Below are 22326 nucleotides of genomic sequence, written 5' to 3'. Positions count from 1 at the left end.
AATTCTGGTATAATGTACTATTCTTTTAAATACAATCAAATACCTGTAAGGGTCTTGTTTTTGTACTTTGAATTTCGATAATTCGTTGTGAATAGCGAAATACTATTTCTCTAAATTTCTAAAATTACGCTCCACCCAATCCGTTAATTCATGAAAACTGGCATTCGCCGCTGGGCGTATTGTTATATTTTTTTTGAGCGTATTTTTCGGAATTAGATGCATACACTTAAATCTTTTTCGGAGAATTGTATATTCTATACGATACCCTTTTATGTCAGTAAAACGAAGCTCTCTAGTTTCAAATAAGCCTTTGAGTTTTAGCGCGTCTTTGGTAATAGTTAATTTATCGCGAATAAATATAATGTATATAATTAGGCTAGCCATTAATACCAGTGCACCGATAACTTGCACATACATTAAAGTTGTAGTGCTAATATAATTTTCATAAAAAAGTAGCATGGGTATGGTTAGTGCCAATAATACTAGTCCGTATCCAATTAGTGTATAGTAAAAATTGACCCCAACAACATAGGATTTTAATGCTGAGTTTCCTATACTATTATTCGTGCTTCCAACGGTTTTAGCTGTTTTAATTTGTTTGCTGACGGGGTCTATTTTTAACCCTTCTTTTTTGTCGATTGCACTTTCAAGCCATGCAACAAATTCGGTAAAACTTTTATGTGGAATGGAACTTACAGTAATGTCTTTTTTGTTGGTGTGGAGCGTTATTATTTTATTTCCTCCGGTATACGTTGAAGCCGCAACACTATAGCTATCGATATCGCTAATCTTTATTTTTTTGTTATAGAACATTCCTTTTAGGTGAAGCGTATGATTCAAAACAATTAGCTTTTCACCTTTTATAAAAAGATAGATTAGTAAAGCACCATAAAGCAGACAAGCAAGTGCGATTACGAACTTGTTCTTAATAAGTACTGGCTTTAATAAGGCTACAGCATAAAATAAGATAGACAACAGTATACCAAACACCATATAGGTAGTGGTGCTTGTTCCGATATGGAATGTCTTATTACTTGTACTTTGCGCTTTTCTCATTTTTAATTAGATGATAACAAGGTGTTGTCAATGTTAAAAGGTCTAATTACTAACGTATTAGAAGTAGATCTATTCTATTTCGTTAAATTTTTATGAGAGCCATCGCAATTGGGCATTCGTTTCGATAGTCCACAGGTGCAATCGTTTAGGCCTTTTCCACTAAAAATACGTTCGGTGTTCTTCTCGATTCTTGCGATTCTAGTTTTCGATTGTTTGCCTTGTGTAAAATGCAACAAATAACCACGTTGCCTACCGGGTGTAAGTTTATTAAATGCTTTTTCGAATGCTGGTTGCGCAGTAAAGGCCGCTTCTAATTCTTCTGGTACGTCAAAAGCCGCCGTCTTTTTCTTTTTTATTTTAAGTCCGGATTCTTCCACTAGTATCGCTTCTTGAATGTAGACTTTAATCGTTTTTTCTAAAGCTTTAATTTCTGAAATATCGGTAAAACGAATTTGCCGTGCGCTTTGTACATTTTCTGTTTGTTGTACTAGAATATTTTCAGTGTCTTTTAATAATGCGCCTTTGACAAAAAGAAGCGCGCAGTAATTTTTAAACCCGTGTATTAGTATAACATTTTTTCCATTGTGTGTATAGCATGGGTGCATCCACTTAAATTCTTCTTCCAAGCCACTCGAACTCACATAATATTGCAAGAGTTTTAATTCACTTTGCCAAGCTGTAAGGTTGTCTAGAAAGGATGCTACTTCTGGAATCATTTTAATGCCAATAAAGTTTTGTAATAAAATTATGTTTTTTGATTTATCCTTTTAGTAATATTTAAAATACTTGGTATTATCAATACTAACTGTATTAAAATTACAAATACAATTAATAAAATTGAAACTGTCCAAAAATACTCCATGAATGTTTTGTCAAAATAGAATAGAAATAATATAGCTATGGGTATAAAAAGAAAGGTGTATAAATTCGGAACCGGTATTATTTTTATTTCGTTTTTTACATTAAAAATATAGCTTGGGGTAAAATAATCAGCTTGAGTATTGGAATTATATTTTACTATGTATTTACAATCTGATTTGTATGCAGTTGTTATAGAAGTAGAGTATTTAAAAATAATTTTTCTCTTCCTTTCTAATTTAGTTGGTGCGAATAGTTTTAAAAAAATGTGTTTGTCTATGTTTTGCATTAGAGCCACTTAATTTTTAGAACCAATTATTTCTACGCTATCTCTTCTTCAAATGTAAAACTGAAGCTCCTGTAAACGGAGCCACAATCGCCCTATAACTACCACCTTTTAAAGTTTCTGTTCCTTTAATAGTGCGTTCAAGTACTGGAAAAAACCATTCTACATCAAATTCTACATCAGCATTTCGCAAATCTAAAGTTGCTTTGCCTTCTGGTAAGTATACCACATACTCTTCCCCTGGGTTGGCAAGACAAAATCGTGTGGAACTGAGTTGGTCTTGTGGGGTCATGTTCACTAAATCGATACGGTAGGCCAGCGCAAGAATGTGACCCATGTTTTTACGTAAAGGCTCATAATCTGGGTGGTCGGCATCGTTCTTCGTTACACCACCGACATAAAATATATCGGGACTTTTTTTTCTATCATAATTGCCAGCCAGGGGAACCCAAGAATCCATAAAAATAGGATTATGTCCACGAACAAAAGATTTCCAAGCCCACATATAGGTACCCCAATGGCCGCCCAAATGGTCGGTATCCAAGATCACTACTTTTTCACCTGTATTTGCTGGAGGGTCATTTTTATAATCTTGTATAAACTCTGTGCCTTTATACATCCATGAAATTGGTTCTGGAGTAGGAGATATCCAATCGGCAGGACTCTCCCATAAATCGTCGTTAAACATTGGGGGACTAACTACAACAGAAGGCGTCATGCCAACAGGATGTTGTTTGGGCATCGTTTTTTCTAGCTCTTTTACCAAATTCACCATATGATATTGCCACTTTTTTGTGCCGCCTTCATTTAAAATCTCATACAATACATTATCTAAATCATTTACAGTTTTAATTACTTTCTTCACATATGCTTCTTGAAGTTTAAGTATATCTCCATTATTGGTGGAATGTAAAGTGCCCATTGCCTCATCGTCGAAACCATTGTTTTGTACCGATTTTCCAACGCCATTTATATTGTTTTTTGGATTAAAAGGATGATATTCCCATGGGTCGCTACCTGGCGTGTCTAAACGATTCTGGCTCCACCCCTGAAATAACATTACGGAAACATAAATACCTTTATCTCCTGCTTCTTTTGTGCGCGTATATAGCCGTTCGAAATACGCCTCATTCCATTGCGTAACATCGTACTGTTCTTTGCCTTTCTTTTTTACGATTTTATAAGCTAATGGACCAAAAACAACATCGTCGGTAGTCCAAGAAGCTTTTCTAGCATGTTCCCATGTCCATTGGCGAATGAAATTATGATTGTGATCCTTCATCATTTTCAGATAGCCCTGATAATCGAATAGCGGCTCATCGGGAGTTCTGCTTTCTTGAAAATTCGCCCAAGTATGCGAACCTGTTAAATATATTGCTTTGCCCGAATTGTCGGTGAAATAGCGACCATTTTCTGGATGAACTCGTAAGGGACCTTCAAATTGTTGTGCTGTTGTTTGTAGTATTGCAAAAACAAGCAATAGTACTGAAAGAACTTTTTTCATGTAGTAGTGACGGGTTTAAATTCGCTATATGAATGTACATATTATAATGATACTAGCTATGCAAAATAGTGGAACAAATAGTTGGTTTAAAAAAAAAGGAAAATGTGAATCAATACCTCTAATTTGTTTCCCAGGGACACCAACCTTCGTTATATTTTAAATAGGCTCTTCTTCCGAATTCTAGAGGTGGTCTACCTCTTTCGAATGCGCCCAAATCGGGACCTTCCCCAGAATAATTATCATTGAAGCCATGTATGCGTGCACCACCATCAATAAGTGGACTTTCCAACTGAACAACAGGGTCTGTTATTTGTACTTCTTTATCTCCAAACTGATGCGGATATCTTCCCCATTTAATACTATTTACGCGAGATTTTGGGTAGAATTCTAACTGATAGTTTGGAATAAATAATGCAGTATTGGAAGGGGTGGTATAAAAATTAATTCCATTTTCTTCTTTAGCAACGCCTTTGTTTCGCCCTGAAAAATAATCGTAATCATAATCACTATCGGATACCGTTTCTTTATTCGAAGCCAATCTTCCGGGAACATCAAAAACATTATTTCTAGTTATGATATTAGAAACCGAATGCCCCGTAAACGCATCTCGCACGCCTTGTGGTTGTACAATGGAATTGTGAAAAACATACCTTCTACCGCCAGCATATGGATCCCGTTCTCCTGTTTTAATAAAAACACCTCCGTTTGAGTTTTCATGTCCGATACGACTTTCACCAACAACATTTCTATAAATATATATCGGGCCGTGGGTAGTAGAAGCAGTAGCGATTGCCGCAAAAAATAAATGCATGTAATTGTTATAAATCCGTACGTTCATATTCGAGCCTTCAACTTCGATTGCATCATCCCAAACATTCCGAATTAAATTTCCGTAGATGTCAGAATCGCGATGCATATTACCGATATTCGAATAATTACTTCCACCACCAATGGCATCATTAAACCCATGATCCTCGGTAGATAAAATATCATTGTAGCGAATAACATTTCCACCTTCACTTTGTTCTACAGTAATGCCTTGTGGCCCTGCAGGGTGACCAGTTTCCCAATCGTTGGACCCACCGCGCGGATGATCAATAAGATTTCTTTGTATCGTAAGATTCCAAGTGCCATCTTCAGCAAATATGCCACTGTCATAATTGCCTACAGTATTACCATATGAAATGGCACCGCCCATGCGACCCCAAAATGTAATGTGACAATTTTCAACTATGATATCATGGCGCTTTTCTTTAATTCGGATGCCGTGAATTTTTGTATTCCTAATTTCAACTCCGCTAACGATTACATAATCGGCATCAATTTCTATGGCATGATCAAAGGTGTTTCGAGCATCAATAATCGAATTTTCGTTTTGTGGTACGGTTACTAAATGGTAGGCTTCTGGCGTGCCCGATTCGGTAATTATTAGTGCTTTAGAACTTTCTCCAGCCGGTAGGGTCGTAGTTTTTCCGATGGGGAAACTATCGCTTCTCGTCGTGACTTTTAATTTAGTAGAAGTTGCACTGTTCGTCAGTTTTACATCATAGGTTGTTGCAGGAAGTAAATCTATGATACTACCTCGGTATTGCTTGGTACGCGCATCGAAGATGAGGTCTAAACCTTTTTGCCAGGTTTTGCTTTTTGCCCTTTTGTATTGCACGCTACAGGTACCCGCTAGTTTCGTGGTCCAATACAATCCTGCATTTTCATAAGTTGCTATAGCATGGGGATTGGAAGTTGTCTGCCATGGATTTTGAGCAACACTTGTTGTTGCTATTAATAAGATCCATAGAAAACTCCATTGTTGCTTTAGTTTTTGCTTCATATACTGCTTAGAGATGTAATTAGAATTTATGAATTTACATATTATAACTACACTTCGCCAAGCGGATATTTAAAACTAACAGATAGCTTTTAAAATACTGCTTTTTGGCACAAAAGCAACTAAGAAGTTGGAATGAAAATAACTTAGTTTTTCGGCCAAATAGTTTCGAACCATTCGCAGACCACCAACATGTTTTCGGTAGGATTTGTTTCGCTTTCTTCTAGCGTACTTTCAAAAAACTCCCAATGTGCTTTTTTCCATTTTTCGAGTGGATCCTCTGTAGTACCCATATCTAAAGCAGCATAGGCAGGTGTAATCTGATTAAACGGAATGGTATCTACTTTTGTAATTTCGATTATCGCTTTTGCAGTGCCGTTAAAATCAGTAATAATATGTTGGGTGCCTACTTGTGGTAAATCAGCTTGCGCTTCTTTATACCAGGCATAAAAACCCGAACCAGCTTGTTTCTTTTTAGTTAGCGTAAGTTCTGCCAAACGGTTGGCATCTTTTTCGTTGTTATGAAAAAACCAAGCTTCGGGTCTATCGTTATTTTTAAACTCTGGGTTTGCGGTAATAAAACTTTCCCACAGCGCAACAACCGAATCGTCTACTTCGGTTTCATTCTTGGTTTCGCTTTTGCAGCCGATAAATAGTAAGAATAGGAGTATTGTTAGTGGTCGCATTGTTGCTTGTCTTTTTGTTGCCCATGAAGATACGTATAAGTGAAAAAAGACAAGTCTGTTTAAAAGGTGGAAAAAACAATAAGTGTCTTTAGTAAAATGAATTAGGACTTCACATACCCCACTGTTTTGTATGCTGTATTATTCTTTCCATTCATTTTTTAAATAGTGCATTGCTTCAATCAATGCTTGTTTGGATGGCTTTGTGTTAAAATCCAGTTCGGTTCTAGATTTCGTAATATCATAATCTTGTTTTAGGCCATAAAACATGTCTATATAATGGCGTTGCAATTGCGGTTCTTTCCCTGTGAGTTTACTTGCGAATTCCATTAAACCAGCTACAGAATACAATAAAAATTTAGGTGCTTTTTTGGGAGTTTTTAATTTCAGTTCAGGGAATTCTTCAGCTGCTATTTTTACACTTTCTTGCATCGAGGTGTGTTGTTCATTGGCTAAAATGTAACGTTCACCATTCCTTCCGTGCAACATAGCATTGTATGAACCCACGGCTACATCTTTTACATCAATCCAATTGAGTGTTATGTTGGTGTCCACGGAAATTTCACCGTTGATTATTTGAAATACTAAATTGTTAGAATAACTTAATTTGTGCGCTTCGTTACCTACCATTGCAGATGGTAATACCAGAACAGTTCTAATGCCATACTTTTTCCCTAATTCCAATGCCAGTTTATCCGAGTCGTTTTTAGAATTATAATACCAATTTCTTCGGTCTTTATTATATCCATTGGCAACATTAGCAGGAAGCTTAGTGAAATCTAAGGATGCTACAGAACTTACAAAAACAATGTTTTTAATGCCACATTCCTTGGCAATATCAAATACATTCTGAGTCCCCTGTACATTATTATCGTAGATTTCTACTTTAGGGTTCTTTGCCCACATGCTAAAGTTGGCACCCACAGCATATAAGTTGGTGACGTTTTTAAAAGCTTTTTTAAGCGATGCTCTATCGGTAATATCTGCGTGAACCACTTCACAATCCAAACCTTTAAAAGGGTGTTGATTTTTTACATTCCGTACGGCTGCTTTTACTGTATTGTTCTTGGAAAGTAGTACCCGTACTAAATTGTTTCCTAAATGTCCGTTAGCCCCAGTTACTAAAGAAATTTCATTGCTCATGTTATTTTTTGAGCAAATTTCAATGCTTTTTAGGGTACTAAAAATAACATTTGTTAGAAAGTGATTTGTTTTCGAATGCGACTTAATGATTGTGGCTCCATTCCTAAAAAAGAGGCAATATTTTCTATGGAAACGTTAAGCGCCAAATTGGGATTTTCTTTTACGAATTTTAAATAGCGTTCTTTTGCCGTAAGGGTTTGAAAATCCCGAACCCTCTCCATTTTACAATGTAAATGCTCATTGATTATGGTTTCAATAAGCGTATTCCATGTCGGTGAATAATTTCTTAATAGGTCTAAGTCTGGTTTGGAAATTTTTAGCAGTTTACAAGGCGTAAGGGTTTCAAAATAGTCTGGCGAAGGTGTTTCGTTCATAAAACTTTCTAGGGATGTGAAAAAATTATGTTGATCTACAAGATGTTCTATAATTAGTTTTCCATTACTATTTTGGTACCCGCGTACAATACCGCTACTTAAAAAATAAATGTAACGTTCTGTTTTTCCTGCTTCTAAAAGCGTGGTCTGCGCTTCCATTTCTTCGACAACAAAATGCCGTTCTATCAGATCTAATTCTTCTTGCGTAATAGCAATTCTGGATTTTATGTAGGTGACTAGGTTGTTCATTGCTAAAGTTGTGAAGCGCAGGTTTTTTTGGTTGGTATTGGATTTGGTTACTTATAATATAAGAAAATATAAAATTCACCCTTATAGTAATTAAATATATAAACTCTATTATAAACTGATTTAACTTCTTTTTCAATGTTTATTTATTACAGAGGCATGTAGTCATCCTTAAATTCTCTTCCTTGAGAATCATAGAGTGGAGTCCATTTTTCACCAGCAACAATCGATTTAAAATGATTTTCAACATCTATTAACCAATAATGTTCTAACGAGCGATTGTAATTAGGTACAATCTCATGCACAAATTTTTCGTTTTCATATGTTATTCTCATTATTCCCCATTTTTCATCTTTGCTTTCTTTCCTTGTTATCTTATACATAACCAATAATGATTTTTCTTTATCAATGATAGTACTATAAATAGCAGTTGTATGATAATATGAATTCTGAAAGAATGTTGTATTGATTTTTAGTTGTGTATAGTAAATGGCGATTGCGTTATTTTTTAAGTTTATAGGGCAGGCGGGAAATTCTGATTTTACACTCCAATTTTTCTGAACCGCATTCAATGTTAGTGATTGAGTAAGAATATTTTGTTTGAAAATTGATACTTTTTCCCGATTTAGTTTTCTAAATATCCATTCACCTAATTCTCCACTTGTGGGAGTTTTACCTTCCTTCGCCCAAGTGAGTAAATTATCTCTAGTGTTTTTTGATTCTTCTTTTGTCACCGTTCTCATCCAATCAAAATTTTTTTCAAGTTCTCCCACTATTGGTTTTGATGGATTATCAAGAAAATTGTCAATACTTCCATACTTGAAAATTATTCTTGAAAGGGTGATTGGGTTTAATAGAATATTTTCTAATCGAGTTATCCACCTTAAGTTTTCAGGTCTGTTATTTTTTTTATTGGTATCAATATGATCTACAACATGTTTCTCTGAAGGTTGTTCTCCATGAAAAGCAGTGGCAACTATTCTGTGTACCGTTTCAGATGAAAAATACATATAACCTTTCTGTTTATTAGGTTTGCCAAAAGTCCATTTATTATCTAAGGGCCTTTTCCTTCTGTTTGGCTTTTCACATCTATATATAGCACCATTATCCCGTACGTAATACATTTCATCACGATATTTACAGGTTTTTTCAGATTGAAATATGTTTATAGAATTTTCCAAATTTAAACGGATTTAAACAGTTTCGAAGAACTTAACGGCATACTTACAATACTCAATAATAGTTTCTTTGTCTGTTTCAAATTCCTTTCTTTTACCTAAATAATTTTGACATGTTGAAGTAATCTCTTTGCCTTCACTTAGTTGTTTATACGAAATGCATTTTATATGTTTTTTTGTAACAAGAACAAACAATGCATTCGCAAAAGGATAATCCCCGTATTTATCAATATCCTTCAATTTTAATTCCCCACTTGCTCTGTATTTTACTTCTATAAAATGAGCTTGATTATCTTTAAAAACAACAAAATCTGGCATTTGCCGAATATTTTTAGAAACATCACCACGTACTCCTTTAAGAAGGTCTTTAATGCCTGGAATGGAATTTTCCATTCCGTAGCTGAATACTTGAAAATCTAAGGAACGAAACAATTCTTCAACAATGGTTTCAGCAATTCTCCCTTTTATTACTCCCGATATCCAAGGATTTTCTTTTGCTTTTTTATTGTCATTTTTTTTCTTCGGAGGCTTTTCTATAATAATTTCTCCTGTAGAATTTTTATCTTTTTTATAGCAGGAGTAACATAATCCTCCATCAAATTTTGTGTATTCTCCACAATTAATACAATTCGGCATTATACTGTTTTTTATTTTTTTTATACTTATTCTTAATCACTTGAAATTTCATCAAACTTTGATCTCATAGTGGGATTGCCATGAGTTAGTTTTTTAATGGTTAAATCGTCAGCTTTATTATTAGCTAGGCGCAAGTTATTCTCAGAAGATAACAGCGCATCCTTTGTTTTTTGGAGATGTGAAATTGTCTTGTCTATTTCATCTATTGCAGTTTTAAATTTACGACTCGCTAAATCATAATTTCTAGCAAAACCTTCTTTGAATGTATTTATTTTATCTTCAAAATTAGTAATGTCTATATTTTGATTTCGCATCAAATTAAGCTCTGCTTTGTACTGCATAGAGTTCATTGCAGCATTGCGAAGAAGTGTGATAATGGGAATAAAGAATTGCGGACGTACTACGTACATTTTTTTGAATTTATGTGATACGTCAACTATACCTGTGTTATAAAATTCATTTTCTGCTTCAAGTAATGAAACTAAAACAGCATACTCACATTTCTTCTCAGTTCGGTCTTTGTCTAGTTTTGCAAAGAAGTCCTCATTCCTTTTTTTTGTGGCAGTTTCGTCATTTTCATTTTTCATTTCAAACATAATTGAAATGATTTCATTTCCAGCTTCATCAGTTTCCTTATAGATAAAGTCTCCTTTACTTCCACCTTTGGCATCATTGTCTTTTTCAAAATATGAATTTTGAAAAGCTGTAGCTCTTAGTTTATTAAATTCTGTTTCACAATGTTGTTCTAGTGTTTCACCAACCATTTTTGTTGATAGCTTTTGTTTGAATTCTTTCAAACGAGCTATTTCATCATCTTTCATTTTTATGGTTTCGTCTTTTACAACGAGTTTATTTGTAAACTGTTCTTTTATTGATTTTTCGAGTAACTGAGTTTCAGTTTCTTTAATTTTTAAATCATTAGCAAGTTTATCACGTTCTTTCTCTATTACTTTTATCGCATCGGAAACCTCTAACTTTTTCTGAATTTCTGCACTTTGAATTAAGGATTTCATTTCATATATTTCCGTTTCTTTTTTTGCTAATTTTTCGGCAACTTCAGCACTACTTTTGTTTCTTAATTCTGCTAGTTCTTGGTCTTTTTTAGTAAGTACTTCTTGCAAAGAATTTTTTAAATTGGCTTTTGCTAGTTCAACGGCACTTTCTTTTTCTTTTTCAGCAAGTAAAAGTCTATTATTTAACTCTTCTTCAAACTGATGGTCACGAACCTGTTTAAGGATATCTGCAAATCCAGCTTCATCAACTTTAAAAGCCTTTTTACAATTTGGACATATAATTTCGTTCATATTTTTTATTTACTATAACTTTTTAAGTATTATCTAGTAATATCAATCAGACAAGTTATATCTTATAAAGATTGTTGTGATTTCGTGTTTTATTCTTCGTGTTGAACATCAGGCTCTCCATTAGAAGGGTTGTATTTTTCTCCTTTTTCCCAAGCTTCCGCAATTTTTCTATAATTAGGAAAGCCTTTAGGTAAATCTTTAGTCCAATTTTCTATAAATTTAGGGTTATTACTATTAGGTCTTGGATTTGCATTGTTCATTCTTGCCTGAACAGGAGTTCTAACTGCGTCTCCCATAATTACAACGTGTTGTTGTGGCAAAATTGGCAATTGTTGTAATATATCTTCATTGGCAGCAGAAACTAATTGTCGTACATATTTTTGGTCTTCTGGATTCTGAAGTCTGTGAATAATAAAAGAGTTGCATTGTGATAATACTGTCTTTGATAATTCTGATGGTCTTTGACTAGAAACAAGTAATGATATCCCATATTTACGTCCTTCTCTAGCAATTCGTTCAAATACCTTTTTAGCTATTGACTCTCTATCACCTCTATTTTTCTCTGGAATGTAATTTTGTGCTTCTTCTAAGGCTATTACCATAGGGAGCTTACCTCTGTCACTTTCAGGAAAACGAGATGCAAAGTCCAAAATGAGCCTTCCAATTAAACCTGTAACTGTTTCTAAAACCTCAAAAGGCAATAAAGACATGTCAATGATAGTAACCTGACTAGGTTTTTTAGACTCGAGTTTCTCACAGCCTACTTTAGAAAGTTGTTTTTTATAATACTCAGAAATTATATCATCATCAGTTGTTGTAAATACATTACAAAAATCACCTACAATAAATGCTATGAATTTAGCTAATCCATTTTCTATATCTTCTTTTTGACTTAAGAGTAATGGGTTAGATATCCGCTCGTCTGATAAATAAGAATGCAATCGCATTTTTAAGGTAGACAAATGTTCTCGTATTTTTTGAGAACTACCTTCACTATCATCAATTGCTTGATTAATGCTACTCGCAATTAATTCACTAAAATCAAAATACTTTGGATGGTCAATTGACTCAGATATTGTTTTCTTATTTTGCTCTTTTTGAGTTAAGTATTCTAAATAGTAACTCTCTAATGATTCCTTAATTTTAATTTCCTTGATTTTATTGGGTTCTAAACCAAGTAATTTCAGTTGTTCCTTAATATCAGCGAATTGTGATGGTATTTCATTTGATAATTCTACAATTTCATTGCTAGAGTTAATTATCCAAGAACTTGAAGGTTTATGATATTTTTTCATAAACAAATCATCACTCTCTAAAATTGCAGTAATAAACCTTTCGTAATGTTTAGATATTATATTTGGGTTGGTACTATTAGATTTGCTTTTAGAATAACCAATTGCAGTTTTTAAAATTGGTGCTTGTGTAAGTTCACTTGGTCTAAACAAAAAGTCAAAATCGTCAAAATTCATAAACCAAAAAGGTACTTTCATTCCATCTTTATCTATATGAAATGGATTAACTAGTTCTAGGTTCTTATAAGGGGTTTCTTTTGTTCCTTGAAAAGCTTGTTTGTATTCTCCGTTTGTGTCAAATATTATTATGTGAGCATTTTTTAATTTTTTCCCATTATAATCAAAATCAAACATACTTTGAATAATCGAGGCAAACGTACATGATTTCCCAGAACCTGTATTCCCCAATATTGCAGCATGTTTACCAAAAAACTTATCAGGATTAATTTTTATTTTATAATCTGAAAACGAAGGTGAAGTACCAATAGGCAGGTAGAAGTCGTCTTCAAAATTAAATTTTCCTGAACCTTCATTTTTCTTTTGGTCAAAAATATTATCCAAGTCTTGACTTGTGACATACCAAACAGGATTATCAAGAATAGGGTAATTGTAAACTCCTTGAATATATTTTCCGCTATTTTCAATTGTTCCAATCATTGTTGCTACCAAATATCTTGCGGATTTGGTCAAGAATATAGCCTCCTTATTTTTTCCGATTTCAGTTTCATCAATAGACCTAACACTTGTAACCATAGCTACAATTTTATCAGAGCCAATTGGAATAATCACATATGAATTAATTCTAGCGACTTCAAATATATCTTCGTAACCACTTTTATAAAGACTTTTTAAATCATCATCAAGTCGTATATATGCCCTAAAGCTATCAACAGAAATTACCTTCCCAATACTTCTTTCACTCATTATTCCTTTTCTTTTGATGGTCCAGTTTTATTAGTTTTTGTACTTAACAATTCATTTAAGGTGTTTGCAACTTTTTCATTATTATCAATATTATTGAAATTAGGCATTAGTGTATCTGAAAAAGTCAGAAAGTCACCAAAAAAGGCACCTTCAAGAATTATGATTCTAGGATCATTTAGTTCTTTTAGGTTTTTTATATATTCGTTTTGGGTGCCTTGAAAGTCTACAACAATAAGAGTGAAAGTAGGATTTGATAAAGCTTGATATATAATGTCATTAAAATGATCGTCTGCAAATGCGTAACCAACAGTAATGAGTACAGATTGAGATTGAGTTATGGTTGATGCAAACTGTCGAAAAAGTTCTGAGTAAGGCAAATCAAGAGTGTATGACTTCTTAACTGCAGAAGGATAGATTATTATTTCCCCTTTTTTCTTTAGAGAATCTATCAATTCTAAAGGTTTTTCTTCAATTCCATAGAGATTATTTGCATCTCTTGATTCTGAATTTACCCAAGATAATGAACCGTGTAATTTATAATACCTTACTACTTTTTCTATTCTTTGTACTTTTCCTGAAGTAGTAGAACCTGGATAAAAAATATCATATTCAAACGTTTCTGGTTTGAAGAATCTTTTATGAAATCCAGAAAACCCATCTATATAATGAACTCCAAGCTTGTCAAAAGCATATTCAAAAGCTAAATCATAGTTTGCAGTAAATATATTTGCCCGTCTTAAATTTAATGGTCTTTGCAATAAAGCCTTAAGAAACATTTCATGATAGTAATATTTATTTTTTAATGCATTTTTAAATGACTCTTTCTTATCTCTTTTAATTATTTTTCTAAGTTCAGATGTTGGTATTTTTCTTTTGTCAACATCACAAACTAAAAATAACCCCTCTTTTATGGCGGTAATTAGTTCTGAAATTTTATCTGTTCTAATCTGACTTTTATCTAAAGTAAGCACAAAATCTTTAGCTATTAAATAATTCAAAACCTTCTCATATTCAATAACTATTTCATTAGATTCTAAATCACGTATTATATCAGATTCTATTTTAAATTTCCATTTTCTTTTATCTTCAAAAGTTTGAGTTCCAGAAATTAAATTATCTTTTCCTTCTTTTAAAAAATCAGCTTGTAATTCTTTAATAACAGAAAGTAGACAGTTGTATGTTTCATCAATTAAATCAAACTTTTCTTTAATATAATTTTCTACTTCTATTGGGAAATTACGAATAGCTACTGCTCCTAAATGAATTGAAGTGCCTGAACCAAAAAGAAAACTTACATTATCTAGCTCAAGATAATTTTTGAGCATTAATTTTATTTTGTCAATAATTATCCCTTGATCTAAATCTTCTTCTATCCAGTCGGATAACTTGTCTGTGTTTCCAAAGAAAATTTTATTCTTTGTTGGTTCAAAATATGTCATTCAGTTTTATTTGTTGGTTAGTTTTTTTGGAATGCAGTATAATTTATTTGTGAAGTAGTATAATACATCAATATGTAAATCTTTTAAGATTACTAGCGCTGCACTATTACATTCTTCAATTTAAAATTTTCCGGGGGAGGTGTTTTTCTGTTGTAATTTCTGTAAACGAATTCAATTGCGGTTACAGATTTCCGTAATTGGGTCTGAATTTTTCTTGAGGTTTTTATGGGTTGTTTTGGTCGTCAAATTTGTTTTCTAAAGTTAAACTAAAAAGAAATATTTTGTAAGACAAATCTTTGGTTGTTTACAGATTTTTTTGGTCGATAGTCGGTTTGTAGTTTGCAATTATCAATGAACAATGAACAATGAACAATTAGCAATGAACAGTTAGCAATGAACAGTTAGCAGTAAGAAGTAATTAGTAAAAGGGTAATTGACAGATGACTGATGACGAAAATGTGAAAAGTAAAAAGTGTTTGCAATGAACAATTCTCAATGAACAGCTGGCAGTAAAAAGTGTTAAGTGAAAAGTAATTTTCTATACGTCAAAAGTCAAAAGTCAAAAGTCAAAAGTCAAAAGTCAAAATGACAGATGACCGGTGTCGGTAGTGTTAAGTTGAAAGTGATTTTTTTTACAACGAAAAATTCATTCCAAGGTTAAAAGAATAGCCATAATCAAACTCTTCGAAGTTGGAGAATCCGCCGCCATTAGCATTTAAATTTAATCCAAACAACTTACTTAATTGGAATTGGTAGCCTAATTTCAATCCAAGGAATGCCGTAAAATCTGTTGAATGACTAAAGCCATTATAACCATAATAATACCAATCGAAAACTCCTAAGCTTAATGATGGCCCATAGTGAAAACCTTTTCCTTGTTTGCTTATATAAAACTTCAGATTCGCTCCAAGTGTATAACCGACGATCTCATTAACATCTAAATAAACGCTAAAGGGTATCTCTATACCTCGCGAACCGTCTTCGTTCAATCTTTCATAAGAAATTGAAGTCGCACCATTTCTACCATAGTTTATTAAATCTAAATATAATCTGTCTTGTCGAAAATCGCTGCTTACATTTTTTGAGCTGGTGTCTTCTTTAAAAACCTGTTGCGAACCATTCTCGTACGCAATCTTATCAATCTTGGATACTCCAATTTCAAAAGTAGGACCAGATTGATTGTCCATTCTCTTATATTGTATAACAGACTCCGACACTACCAAAACTTTCGCTTCAATGGTAGTGCCATCTTTAAAGTAAATTTTGTCTTGTGCGCTTATTGAACCCACCATTAGCACTAGTGTAAATACGATTAATAGCTTTTTCATTTTTAATGATTTATTATTATTCACCAAATTCTATTTATCGGGGGCTTTTTTATTTGGTATACAATAACGTTTTTGATCGCGATTAGTTGCATAATTATGCTTGGAAAATTAAAAATTAACAGTTGGGAATTAACAGTTGTCAATTAATAATTTACAGTTAACAATGAATAGTAAGAAGTAATGAGTAGAAAGTAAGAAGTGTATACAATGAACAATTAGGAGTTAACAATTAACAGTAAAAAGTGTTAAGTGAAAAGTGTTTGCAATGAATAGTTAGCGGTAAAAAGTAATGAGTAATAAGTAATAAGTGAAAATGACGGATGACCGAAGACGGAACGTTTTCAGTTAACAATGTACAATGTACAATGAACAATTATCAGTAAGAAGTAATTATTCTGCTAAACGCTAAATATAAATAGCGAAAAACTAAAAACCAAAAGACATATACGAACACTATATGAAACCTGAAAATTCTAAATAATCGAGATTTTAGGGCGGGGTAAAATGAGTTATTAATCAAAAAAAGTGCGCTATTTTGTCAATTTCTTCGTAGGTCCAAAAAGTAAAAAACTACACTTTTTTAAAAAAAATGCGATTTCAGGCAAAAAAAATTTCCATGCTATTTTAGTGAAAATGTAGCGCTAATCGGAGTTTGCATTTTTGGTAAAATTAGTGTCTGCTTTTTCGAGTCCACAAGCAACTAACTTTTGAGCGCATTTTAAATTTTAGTGCACAATGAAAACGTATTGTTTAATCTTGTTGCGCCAATTTTCATGGCTCTTTTTTATAAGTCTTTTTTTTAAACAAACTACAACATATAATTTCTTGCTATAAATTATATCAGTATTGTAATGTATTGTATTTCAGGTTATTAGGAATTTTATTTGTTTTGTGCCTTTGTTTTGTATCCGGCTGCGACCGAAAATAAATTTCAAGTTTTTATGCTTTGCAATTTTATAAAATTTCGTGATTTAGTTTTTTGGTGGTCTGTATTTCATCCGAAGAAAAAAGTATTCGAAATTATAATTTGGGCTTCTGTTTTTAAGTCGTTTTTAGAGGGGAATTTCGCCCCAATTATTTTGCTAATGAGTTCAAAACTACAGGGTTTGCAAAAAGTGCCAAATCGTTGAAATACACTAAATAGGAATATAAATCGTTATCTATGAAATCTTTAGGTGATCGTAACCGGTTTGGTATAAGAGAATTTAAAGTAAACCAATTAAATATTTTAAATTTAAAAAGTACAAAATGTCAAAAACGACTAAGACTGCCAAAAAGGCTCCTGCTAAAAAAGCTGCTCCTAAAAAAAGAGTTGTAGCTAAAAAGGCAGCTCCAAAAAAGGTAGCTAAGAAAGCAGCTCCAAAAAAGGCAACTGCTAAAAAAGCTACTACAAAAAAAGTAACTGCTAAAAAAGTGGTTCGTAAAGCGGCTCCTAAAAAGGCAGCTCCAAAGAAAAGAGTGGTTGCTAAAAAGACTAATGCTAAGAAAGTAGTTAAAAAAGCAGCTCCAAAGAAAAGAGTTGTTGCTAAAAAGACTACTGCTAAGAAAGTAGTTAAAAAAGCTGCTCCAAAGAAAAGAGTTGTTGCTAAAAAAACTACTGCTAAGAAAGTAGTTAAAAAAGCAGCTCCAAAGAAAAGAGTAGCGGCTAAGAAAACTACTGCTAAGAAAGTAGTTAAGAAAGCAGCTCCTAAGAAAAGAGTAGCAGCTAAAAAGACTACTGCTAAAAAAGTAGTTAAAAAGGCAGCTCCAAAGAAAAGAGTAGCGGCTAAAAAGACTACTGCTAAGAAAGTAGTTAAAAAAGCAGCTCCTAAGAAAAGAGTAACAGCTAAGAAAACTACTGCTAAGAAAGTAGTTAAAAAGGCAGCTCCAAAGAAAAGAGTAGCAGCTAAAAAAACTACTGCTAAGAAAGTAGTTAAAAAAGCAGCTCCAAAGAAAAGAGTAGCGGCTAAGAAAACTACTGCTAAGAAAGTAGTTAAAAAAGCAGCTCCTAAGAAAAGAGTTGTTGCTAAAAAGACTACTGCTAAGAAAGTAGTTAAGAAAGCAGCTCCAAAGAAAAGAGTAGCAGCTAAAAAAACTACTGCTAAGAAAGTAGTTAAAAAGGCAGCTCCAAAGAAAAGAGTAGCGGCTAAGAAAACTACTGCTAAGAAAGTAGTTAAAAAGGCAGCTCCAAAGAAAAGAGTAGCGGTTAAAAAAGTAACTGCTAAGAAAGTAGTTAAAAAAGCAGCTCCTAAGAAAAGAGTAGCAGCTAAGAAAGCAGCTCCTAAGAAAAGAGTAGCAGCTAAGAAAACTACTGCTAAGAAAGTAGTTAAAAAAGCAGCTCCAAAGAAAAGAGTAGTAGCTAAAAAAGCAGCTCCTAAGAAAAGAGTAGTAGCTAAAAAAGCAGCTCCTAAGAAAAGAGTAGTAGCTAAGAAAGCAGCTCCTAAGAAAAGAGTGGTAGCTAAGAAAGCGGCTCCTAAGAAAAGAGTAGCAGCTAAGAAAGCAGCTCCTAAGAAAAGAGTGGTAGCTAAAAAAGTAACTGCTAAGAAAGTGGTTCGTAAAGCAGCTCCAAAGAAGGCAGCAGCTAAAAAGTCTACTGCTAAGAAAACTACAGCTAGAAAAGCAACTAAAGTAATGGTTGTTCGTAAAACTGGTGGTAGAAGAGCAAGAGCTTAATACACGTACTTCGTTCGCGAAGACCAAAAATAAAACCGCCTTGATACATGTATCAAGGCGGTTTTTCTATTTAAGCAAAACATAAATCGATTATAATTTATGCTTGTCTGTAGTATGATTTACATCATGCCTGGCATACCACCGCCATGACCATGACCGCCACCAGCTGCAGGAGCTTCTTCTTTAATATCGATTAAAGCACATTCTGTAGTTAAGATCATACCAGCAACAGAAGCAGCATTTTCTAACGCTACACGTGTTACTTTAGTTGGATCAATAATACCAGCTTTAAGCATATCTACATACTTGTCTGATTTAGCATCGTAACCGAAATCATCTTTACCTTCTTGTACTTTAGCAGCAACAACTGAACCTTCGCCACCTGCATTTGCAACGATAGTACGCAATGGAGCTTCAATTGCACGAGCTACAATTTGTACACCTGTTTCTTCATCTGCATTATCTGTAGCGATTTTAGAAAGTACTTTTTTAGCGCGGATTAAAGCAACACCACCACCAGCAACAATACCTTCTTCAACAGCTGCACGCGTTGAGTGTAATGCATCATCAACTCTATCTTTCTTCTCTTTCATTTCTACTTCAGAAGCAGCACCTACATAAAGTACAGCAACACCGCCAGCTAATTTAGCCAAACGCTCTTGAAGTTTTTCACGATCGTAATCAGAAGTAGTTGTCTCGATTTGAGATTTAATCTGGTTTACACGAGCCTTAATATCTTTCTTTACACCTTCACCGTTTACGATAGTTGTATTGTCTTTATCAACAGTTACACTACCTGCAGTACCCAACATATCTAAAGAAGCGTTTTCTAAAGAGAAACCTCTTTCTTCTGAAATTACAGTACCACCAGTTAAGATTGCGATGTCTTCTAACATTGCTTTTCTTCTGTCACCAAAACCTGGTGCTTTTACAGCAGCAATTTTTAATCCACCTCTTAATTTGTTTACTACTAAAGTAGCTAGTGCCTGACCATCTACATCTTCAGCAATAATTAATAAAGAACGACCATTTTGAGCAACAGGCTCAAGAATAGGAAGTATCTCTTGTAAGTTCGAAATTTTCTTGTCGAACAATAAGATGTACGGGTTCTCTAATTCAGTAACCATTTTATCCGTATCAGTTACGAAGTACGGAGAAAGATAACCACGGTCGAATTGCATACCTTCAACAACATCTACATACGTATCTGTTCCTTTAGCTTCTTCAACAGTAATTACACCTTCTTGACCAACTTTACCAAAAGCAACAGCGATAAGATCACCAATTGTTTCGTCGTTGTTCGCAGAAATAGAAGCTACTTGCTTAATTTTTTCTGAAGAATCACCTACTTTTTTAGATTGCTTAGCTAAGTTGGTAACAATTGCTTCAACTGCTTTGTCAATACCTCTTTTCAAATCCATTGGATTTGCACCAGCGGCAACGTTTTTCAATCCTTCTTTTACGATAGATTGCGCTAAAACTGTAGCGGTAGTTGTACCATCACCAGCAAGATCGTTGGTTTTAGAAGCAACTTCTTTTACCATTTGCGCGCCCATATCTTCTAATGGATCTGCTAATTCGATTTCTTTTGCTACAGATACACCATCTTTAGTTACTGAAGGTGCTCCGAATGATTTACTAATAATAACATTTCTACCCTTTGGGCCTAATGTTACTTTTACTGCATTTGCTAAAGCATCTACACCTCTTTTGAGTCCGTCACGTGCTTCAATATCAAATCTAATATCTTTTGCCATAATAAAATGTTCTTTGTTTAGTTGTTAAACGATTGCTAGAATGTCACTTTCGCGCATCATTAGATAATCGGTTCCTTCTAGTTTAAGCTCAGTACCTGAGAATTTTCCGTAAAGTACGCTGTCTCCAACTTTTACTGTTACTTCGTAATCTTTAGTACCAGGACCAACTGCAACAACTTTTCCTTTTTGAGGTTTTTCTTTTGCAGTATCAGGAATGATGATACCAGATGCTGTTTTAGTCTCAGCTGCCATTGGCTGCACAAGAACTCTGTCAGCAAGTGGCTTAATGTTAACTTTGGCCATATTTTCTAGTTTTATTAAATTTTTAGGTTCTGGCTATAATAGGCAGAAATTGTGCCACTGCTTAAAAACTGACATATTGTAAATCAAAAATGCCAGCTTGTCATTAAGCTGGCATTTTCTTGTCATGTATATGCTAAATGAAAGTTCGTAAAGGCTTTAAAGCGCTTTATGAAGTTTCGAATTTTATAAGCTGTCAGTCGGATCTGTACCTTCTGTTGCTGGTGCAGTTACCGGTGCAGATTCTGGAATTGACTCCGGAATAGATTCTGGTATTGTAGTTTCAATATCGTCACCATCCAATAATTTTGAGTCTGCTGTTCCAAAATCACCTTTTAAAGCAACATTCGAAGCAAGAATTAAAACAATAAGTAATATTGCTAGTGTCCAAGTACTCTTATCTAAAAAGTCACCTGTTTTCTTAACACCACCTACTACTTGACTACCGCCACCACCAAAAGACGATGATAAGCCGCCACCCTTAGGATTTTGTACCATAATTACCAAAACCAATAGGAAACATACGACGATGATAAGAATCAAAAATATATTAAAAGTACCCATTTTTACTACTTATTTTCTTGTTGCAATTGCTTTACTGCCCGAATTCGGTCTGCAAAGAAACCACTTTTTTCCGGATATTTCAAACTTAATATTTTGTAGGCCTGTATGGCGTTCTTGTACTTTTTTTGCTCCAAATACACGCGGGCTAAAGTCTCTGTCATCAATTCGTTTTTATCGATTTGAACGGACTCTTTTATATTTACCGGTTTTACATTATCAGTGGGCTTAATTTTCGGCTTGTCTTCTAAGAATTTATCGATTAAATGCGATTGCTTGCTTTTCGGTATTTCTTCTTCTATTGGGAATTCAATAGCTTCAATGTCAGCTTCTTTAATAGTTTTTGGAGGGGTCGTTGGTGTGTCGATAGCTTTTAAAGTGGTAACTTGAAGCCACTCGGAAAACGAATGCCGTTCTCTTTTCGTGAACTTTAAGGGTTCGCCTATTTGTAATTTTTTTTCTGCTTCTTTTTTCGATTCGAAGATTTTAGGGTCTAGTATATTATCGGCATCTTTTAGATTTTGCGGTAATGGTGCGTCTTCAGATGGTTCAATGATATTCCTTACTTCTTTTTTCTCCGGAACAATTTCTTCAAGAATAACATCGGTTTCTACAAGTGGCGTAGTTCTACCCGATATTGTATCTGCAATGCTATTTTGAATAAAATCTTTTGATGTGATGAAATCGAACAAAATATCGCGATCGGCAGTATGTGCTGCAGTAACCTTTAAAGCATCGTTGTATTTAAAACTATGATTGTTTTTTAATCCTTTTAAATGTAATGCATGGGCAGCCTGAAAATAGGGATAGGTTGAAAGTACTTCATCCAATTCTTTGGTCGATTCGGGAGAAATCGCCTTCCCTGGATGTTGTAGTAGATATGAAAAATCTTGTACGTTCATGTGTTGAAAGTAACTAGTAATTAGTACAAAGTAAATAGTTTTAAGTAAAAAGTAATCAATAATTGGTAAACAGTAATG

Annotated in this window: 18 protein-coding genes; 1 reads left to right on the top strand and 17 read right to left on the bottom strand. The window is 33.8% G+C overall.

Going from position 1 to position 22326, the window contains the following annotated elements:
- Positions 1-102 precede the first annotated feature (102 nt).
- The 13 genes from UH7x_RS04680 to UH7x_RS04620 form a co-directional block, all read right to left on the bottom strand.
- Positions 103-1056, bottom strand: a complete 954-nt coding sequence (locus UH7x_RS04680; protein ID WP_482362564.1) for a hypothetical protein — start codon at positions 1054-1056, stop codon at positions 103-105.
- Between the two features lie 74 nt (positions 1057-1130).
- Entirely contained in the window at positions 1131-1772 is a 642-nt protein-coding gene (locus UH7x_RS04675) for a YdeI/OmpD-associated family protein (protein WP_482362563.1), read from the bottom strand.
- Positions 1773-2240: 468 nt separating this feature from the next.
- On the bottom strand, positions 2241-3704 hold the full coding sequence (locus UH7x_RS04670) for a DUF6298 domain-containing protein (protein WP_482362562.1): 1464 nt from the start codon (positions 3702-3704) through the stop codon (positions 2241-2243).
- Positions 3705-3822: 118 nt separating this feature from the next.
- Complete coding sequence (locus UH7x_RS04665) at positions 3823-5532, bottom strand: right-handed parallel beta-helix repeat-containing protein (protein ID WP_482362561.1); 1710 nt, start codon at positions 5530-5532, stop codon at positions 3823-3825.
- A gap of 143 nt (positions 5533-5675) precedes the next feature.
- On the bottom strand, positions 5676-6215 hold the full coding sequence (locus UH7x_RS04660; protein WP_482362560.1) for an ASCH domain-containing protein: 540 nt from the start codon (positions 6213-6215) through the stop codon (positions 5676-5678).
- A 138-nt stretch (positions 6216-6353) separates the two neighbouring features.
- Positions 6354-7355, bottom strand: a complete 1002-nt coding sequence (locus UH7x_RS04655; protein ID WP_482362559.1) for an NAD-dependent epimerase/dehydratase family protein — start codon at positions 7353-7355, stop codon at positions 6354-6356.
- Positions 7356-7408: 53 nt separating this feature from the next.
- On the bottom strand, positions 7409-7978 hold the full coding sequence (locus tag UH7x_RS04650) for a Crp/Fnr family transcriptional regulator (protein ID WP_482362558.1): 570 nt from the start codon (positions 7976-7978) through the stop codon (positions 7409-7411).
- 146 nt (positions 7979-8124) lie between these two features.
- Positions 8125-9156, bottom strand: a complete 1032-nt coding sequence (locus tag UH7x_RS04645; protein WP_482362557.1) for an HNH endonuclease signature motif containing protein — start codon at positions 9154-9156, stop codon at positions 8125-8127.
- Between the two features lie 12 nt (positions 9157-9168).
- Positions 9169-9789 (bottom strand): hypothetical protein, encoded by a 621-nt coding sequence (locus UH7x_RS04640; protein ID WP_482362556.1) that lies wholly within the window; start codon positions 9787-9789, stop codon positions 9169-9171.
- 32 nt (positions 9790-9821) lie between these two features.
- Complete coding sequence (locus tag UH7x_RS04635) at positions 9822-11093, bottom strand: DUF2130 domain-containing protein (RefSeq protein WP_482362555.1); 1272 nt, start codon at positions 11091-11093, stop codon at positions 9822-9824.
- 89 nt (positions 11094-11182) lie between these two features.
- The gene (locus tag UH7x_RS04630; RefSeq protein WP_482362554.1) at positions 11183-13309 is read right to left on the bottom strand and encodes an ATP-binding protein; all 2127 of its coding nucleotides are present in this window, start codon (positions 13307-13309) and stop codon (positions 11183-11185) included.
- Positions 13309-14748, bottom strand: a complete 1440-nt coding sequence (locus UH7x_RS04625; protein WP_482362553.1) for an SIR2 family protein — start codon at positions 14746-14748, stop codon at positions 13309-13311. Before UH7x_RS04625 ends, UH7x_RS04630 begins: the two co-directional genes overlap by 1 nt.
- A gap of 632 nt (positions 14749-15380) precedes the next feature.
- Positions 15381-16076, bottom strand: coding sequence for a hypothetical protein (locus tag UH7x_RS04620; protein ID WP_482362552.1), 696 nt, complete (start codon positions 16074-16076; stop codon positions 15381-15383).
- Between the two features lie 1248 nt (positions 16077-17324).
- Here UH7x_RS04620 and UH7x_RS04615 point away from each other — a divergent pair.
- On the top strand, positions 17325-18728 hold the full coding sequence (locus UH7x_RS04615) for a hypothetical protein (protein ID WP_482362551.1): 1404 nt from the start codon (positions 17325-17327) through the stop codon (positions 18726-18728).
- A 119-nt stretch (positions 18729-18847) separates the two neighbouring features.
- Here UH7x_RS04615 and groL read toward each other — a convergent pair whose 3' ends face one another.
- The 4 genes from groL to UH7x_RS04595 form a co-directional block, all read right to left on the bottom strand.
- Positions 18848-20485 (bottom strand): chaperonin GroEL, encoded by a 1638-nt coding sequence (groL, locus tag UH7x_RS04610; RefSeq protein WP_482362550.1) that lies wholly within the window; start codon positions 20483-20485, stop codon positions 18848-18850.
- 24 nt (positions 20486-20509) lie between these two features.
- Positions 20510-20788 (bottom strand): co-chaperone GroES, encoded by a 279-nt coding sequence (locus tag UH7x_RS04605; RefSeq protein WP_482362549.1) that lies wholly within the window; start codon positions 20786-20788, stop codon positions 20510-20512.
- A gap of 183 nt (positions 20789-20971) precedes the next feature.
- Positions 20972-21349 carry a preprotein translocase subunit SecG gene (gene secG, locus UH7x_RS04600; RefSeq protein WP_482362548.1) on the bottom strand — a complete coding sequence of 126 codons (378 nt, stop codon included), beginning with the start codon at positions 21347-21349 and terminating at the stop codon, positions 20972-20974.
- 5 nt (positions 21350-21354) lie between these two features.
- Positions 21355-22248, bottom strand: coding sequence for a hypothetical protein (locus UH7x_RS04595; protein WP_482362547.1), 894 nt, complete (start codon positions 22246-22248; stop codon positions 21355-21357).
- Positions 22249-22326: the final 78 nt, after the last annotated feature.

The organism is Aurantibacter sp. UH7 (assembly GCF_056839165.1).
Note: the sequence above shows the minus strand (reverse complement) of the source record. Positions and strands in the feature narration are given on the sequence as shown.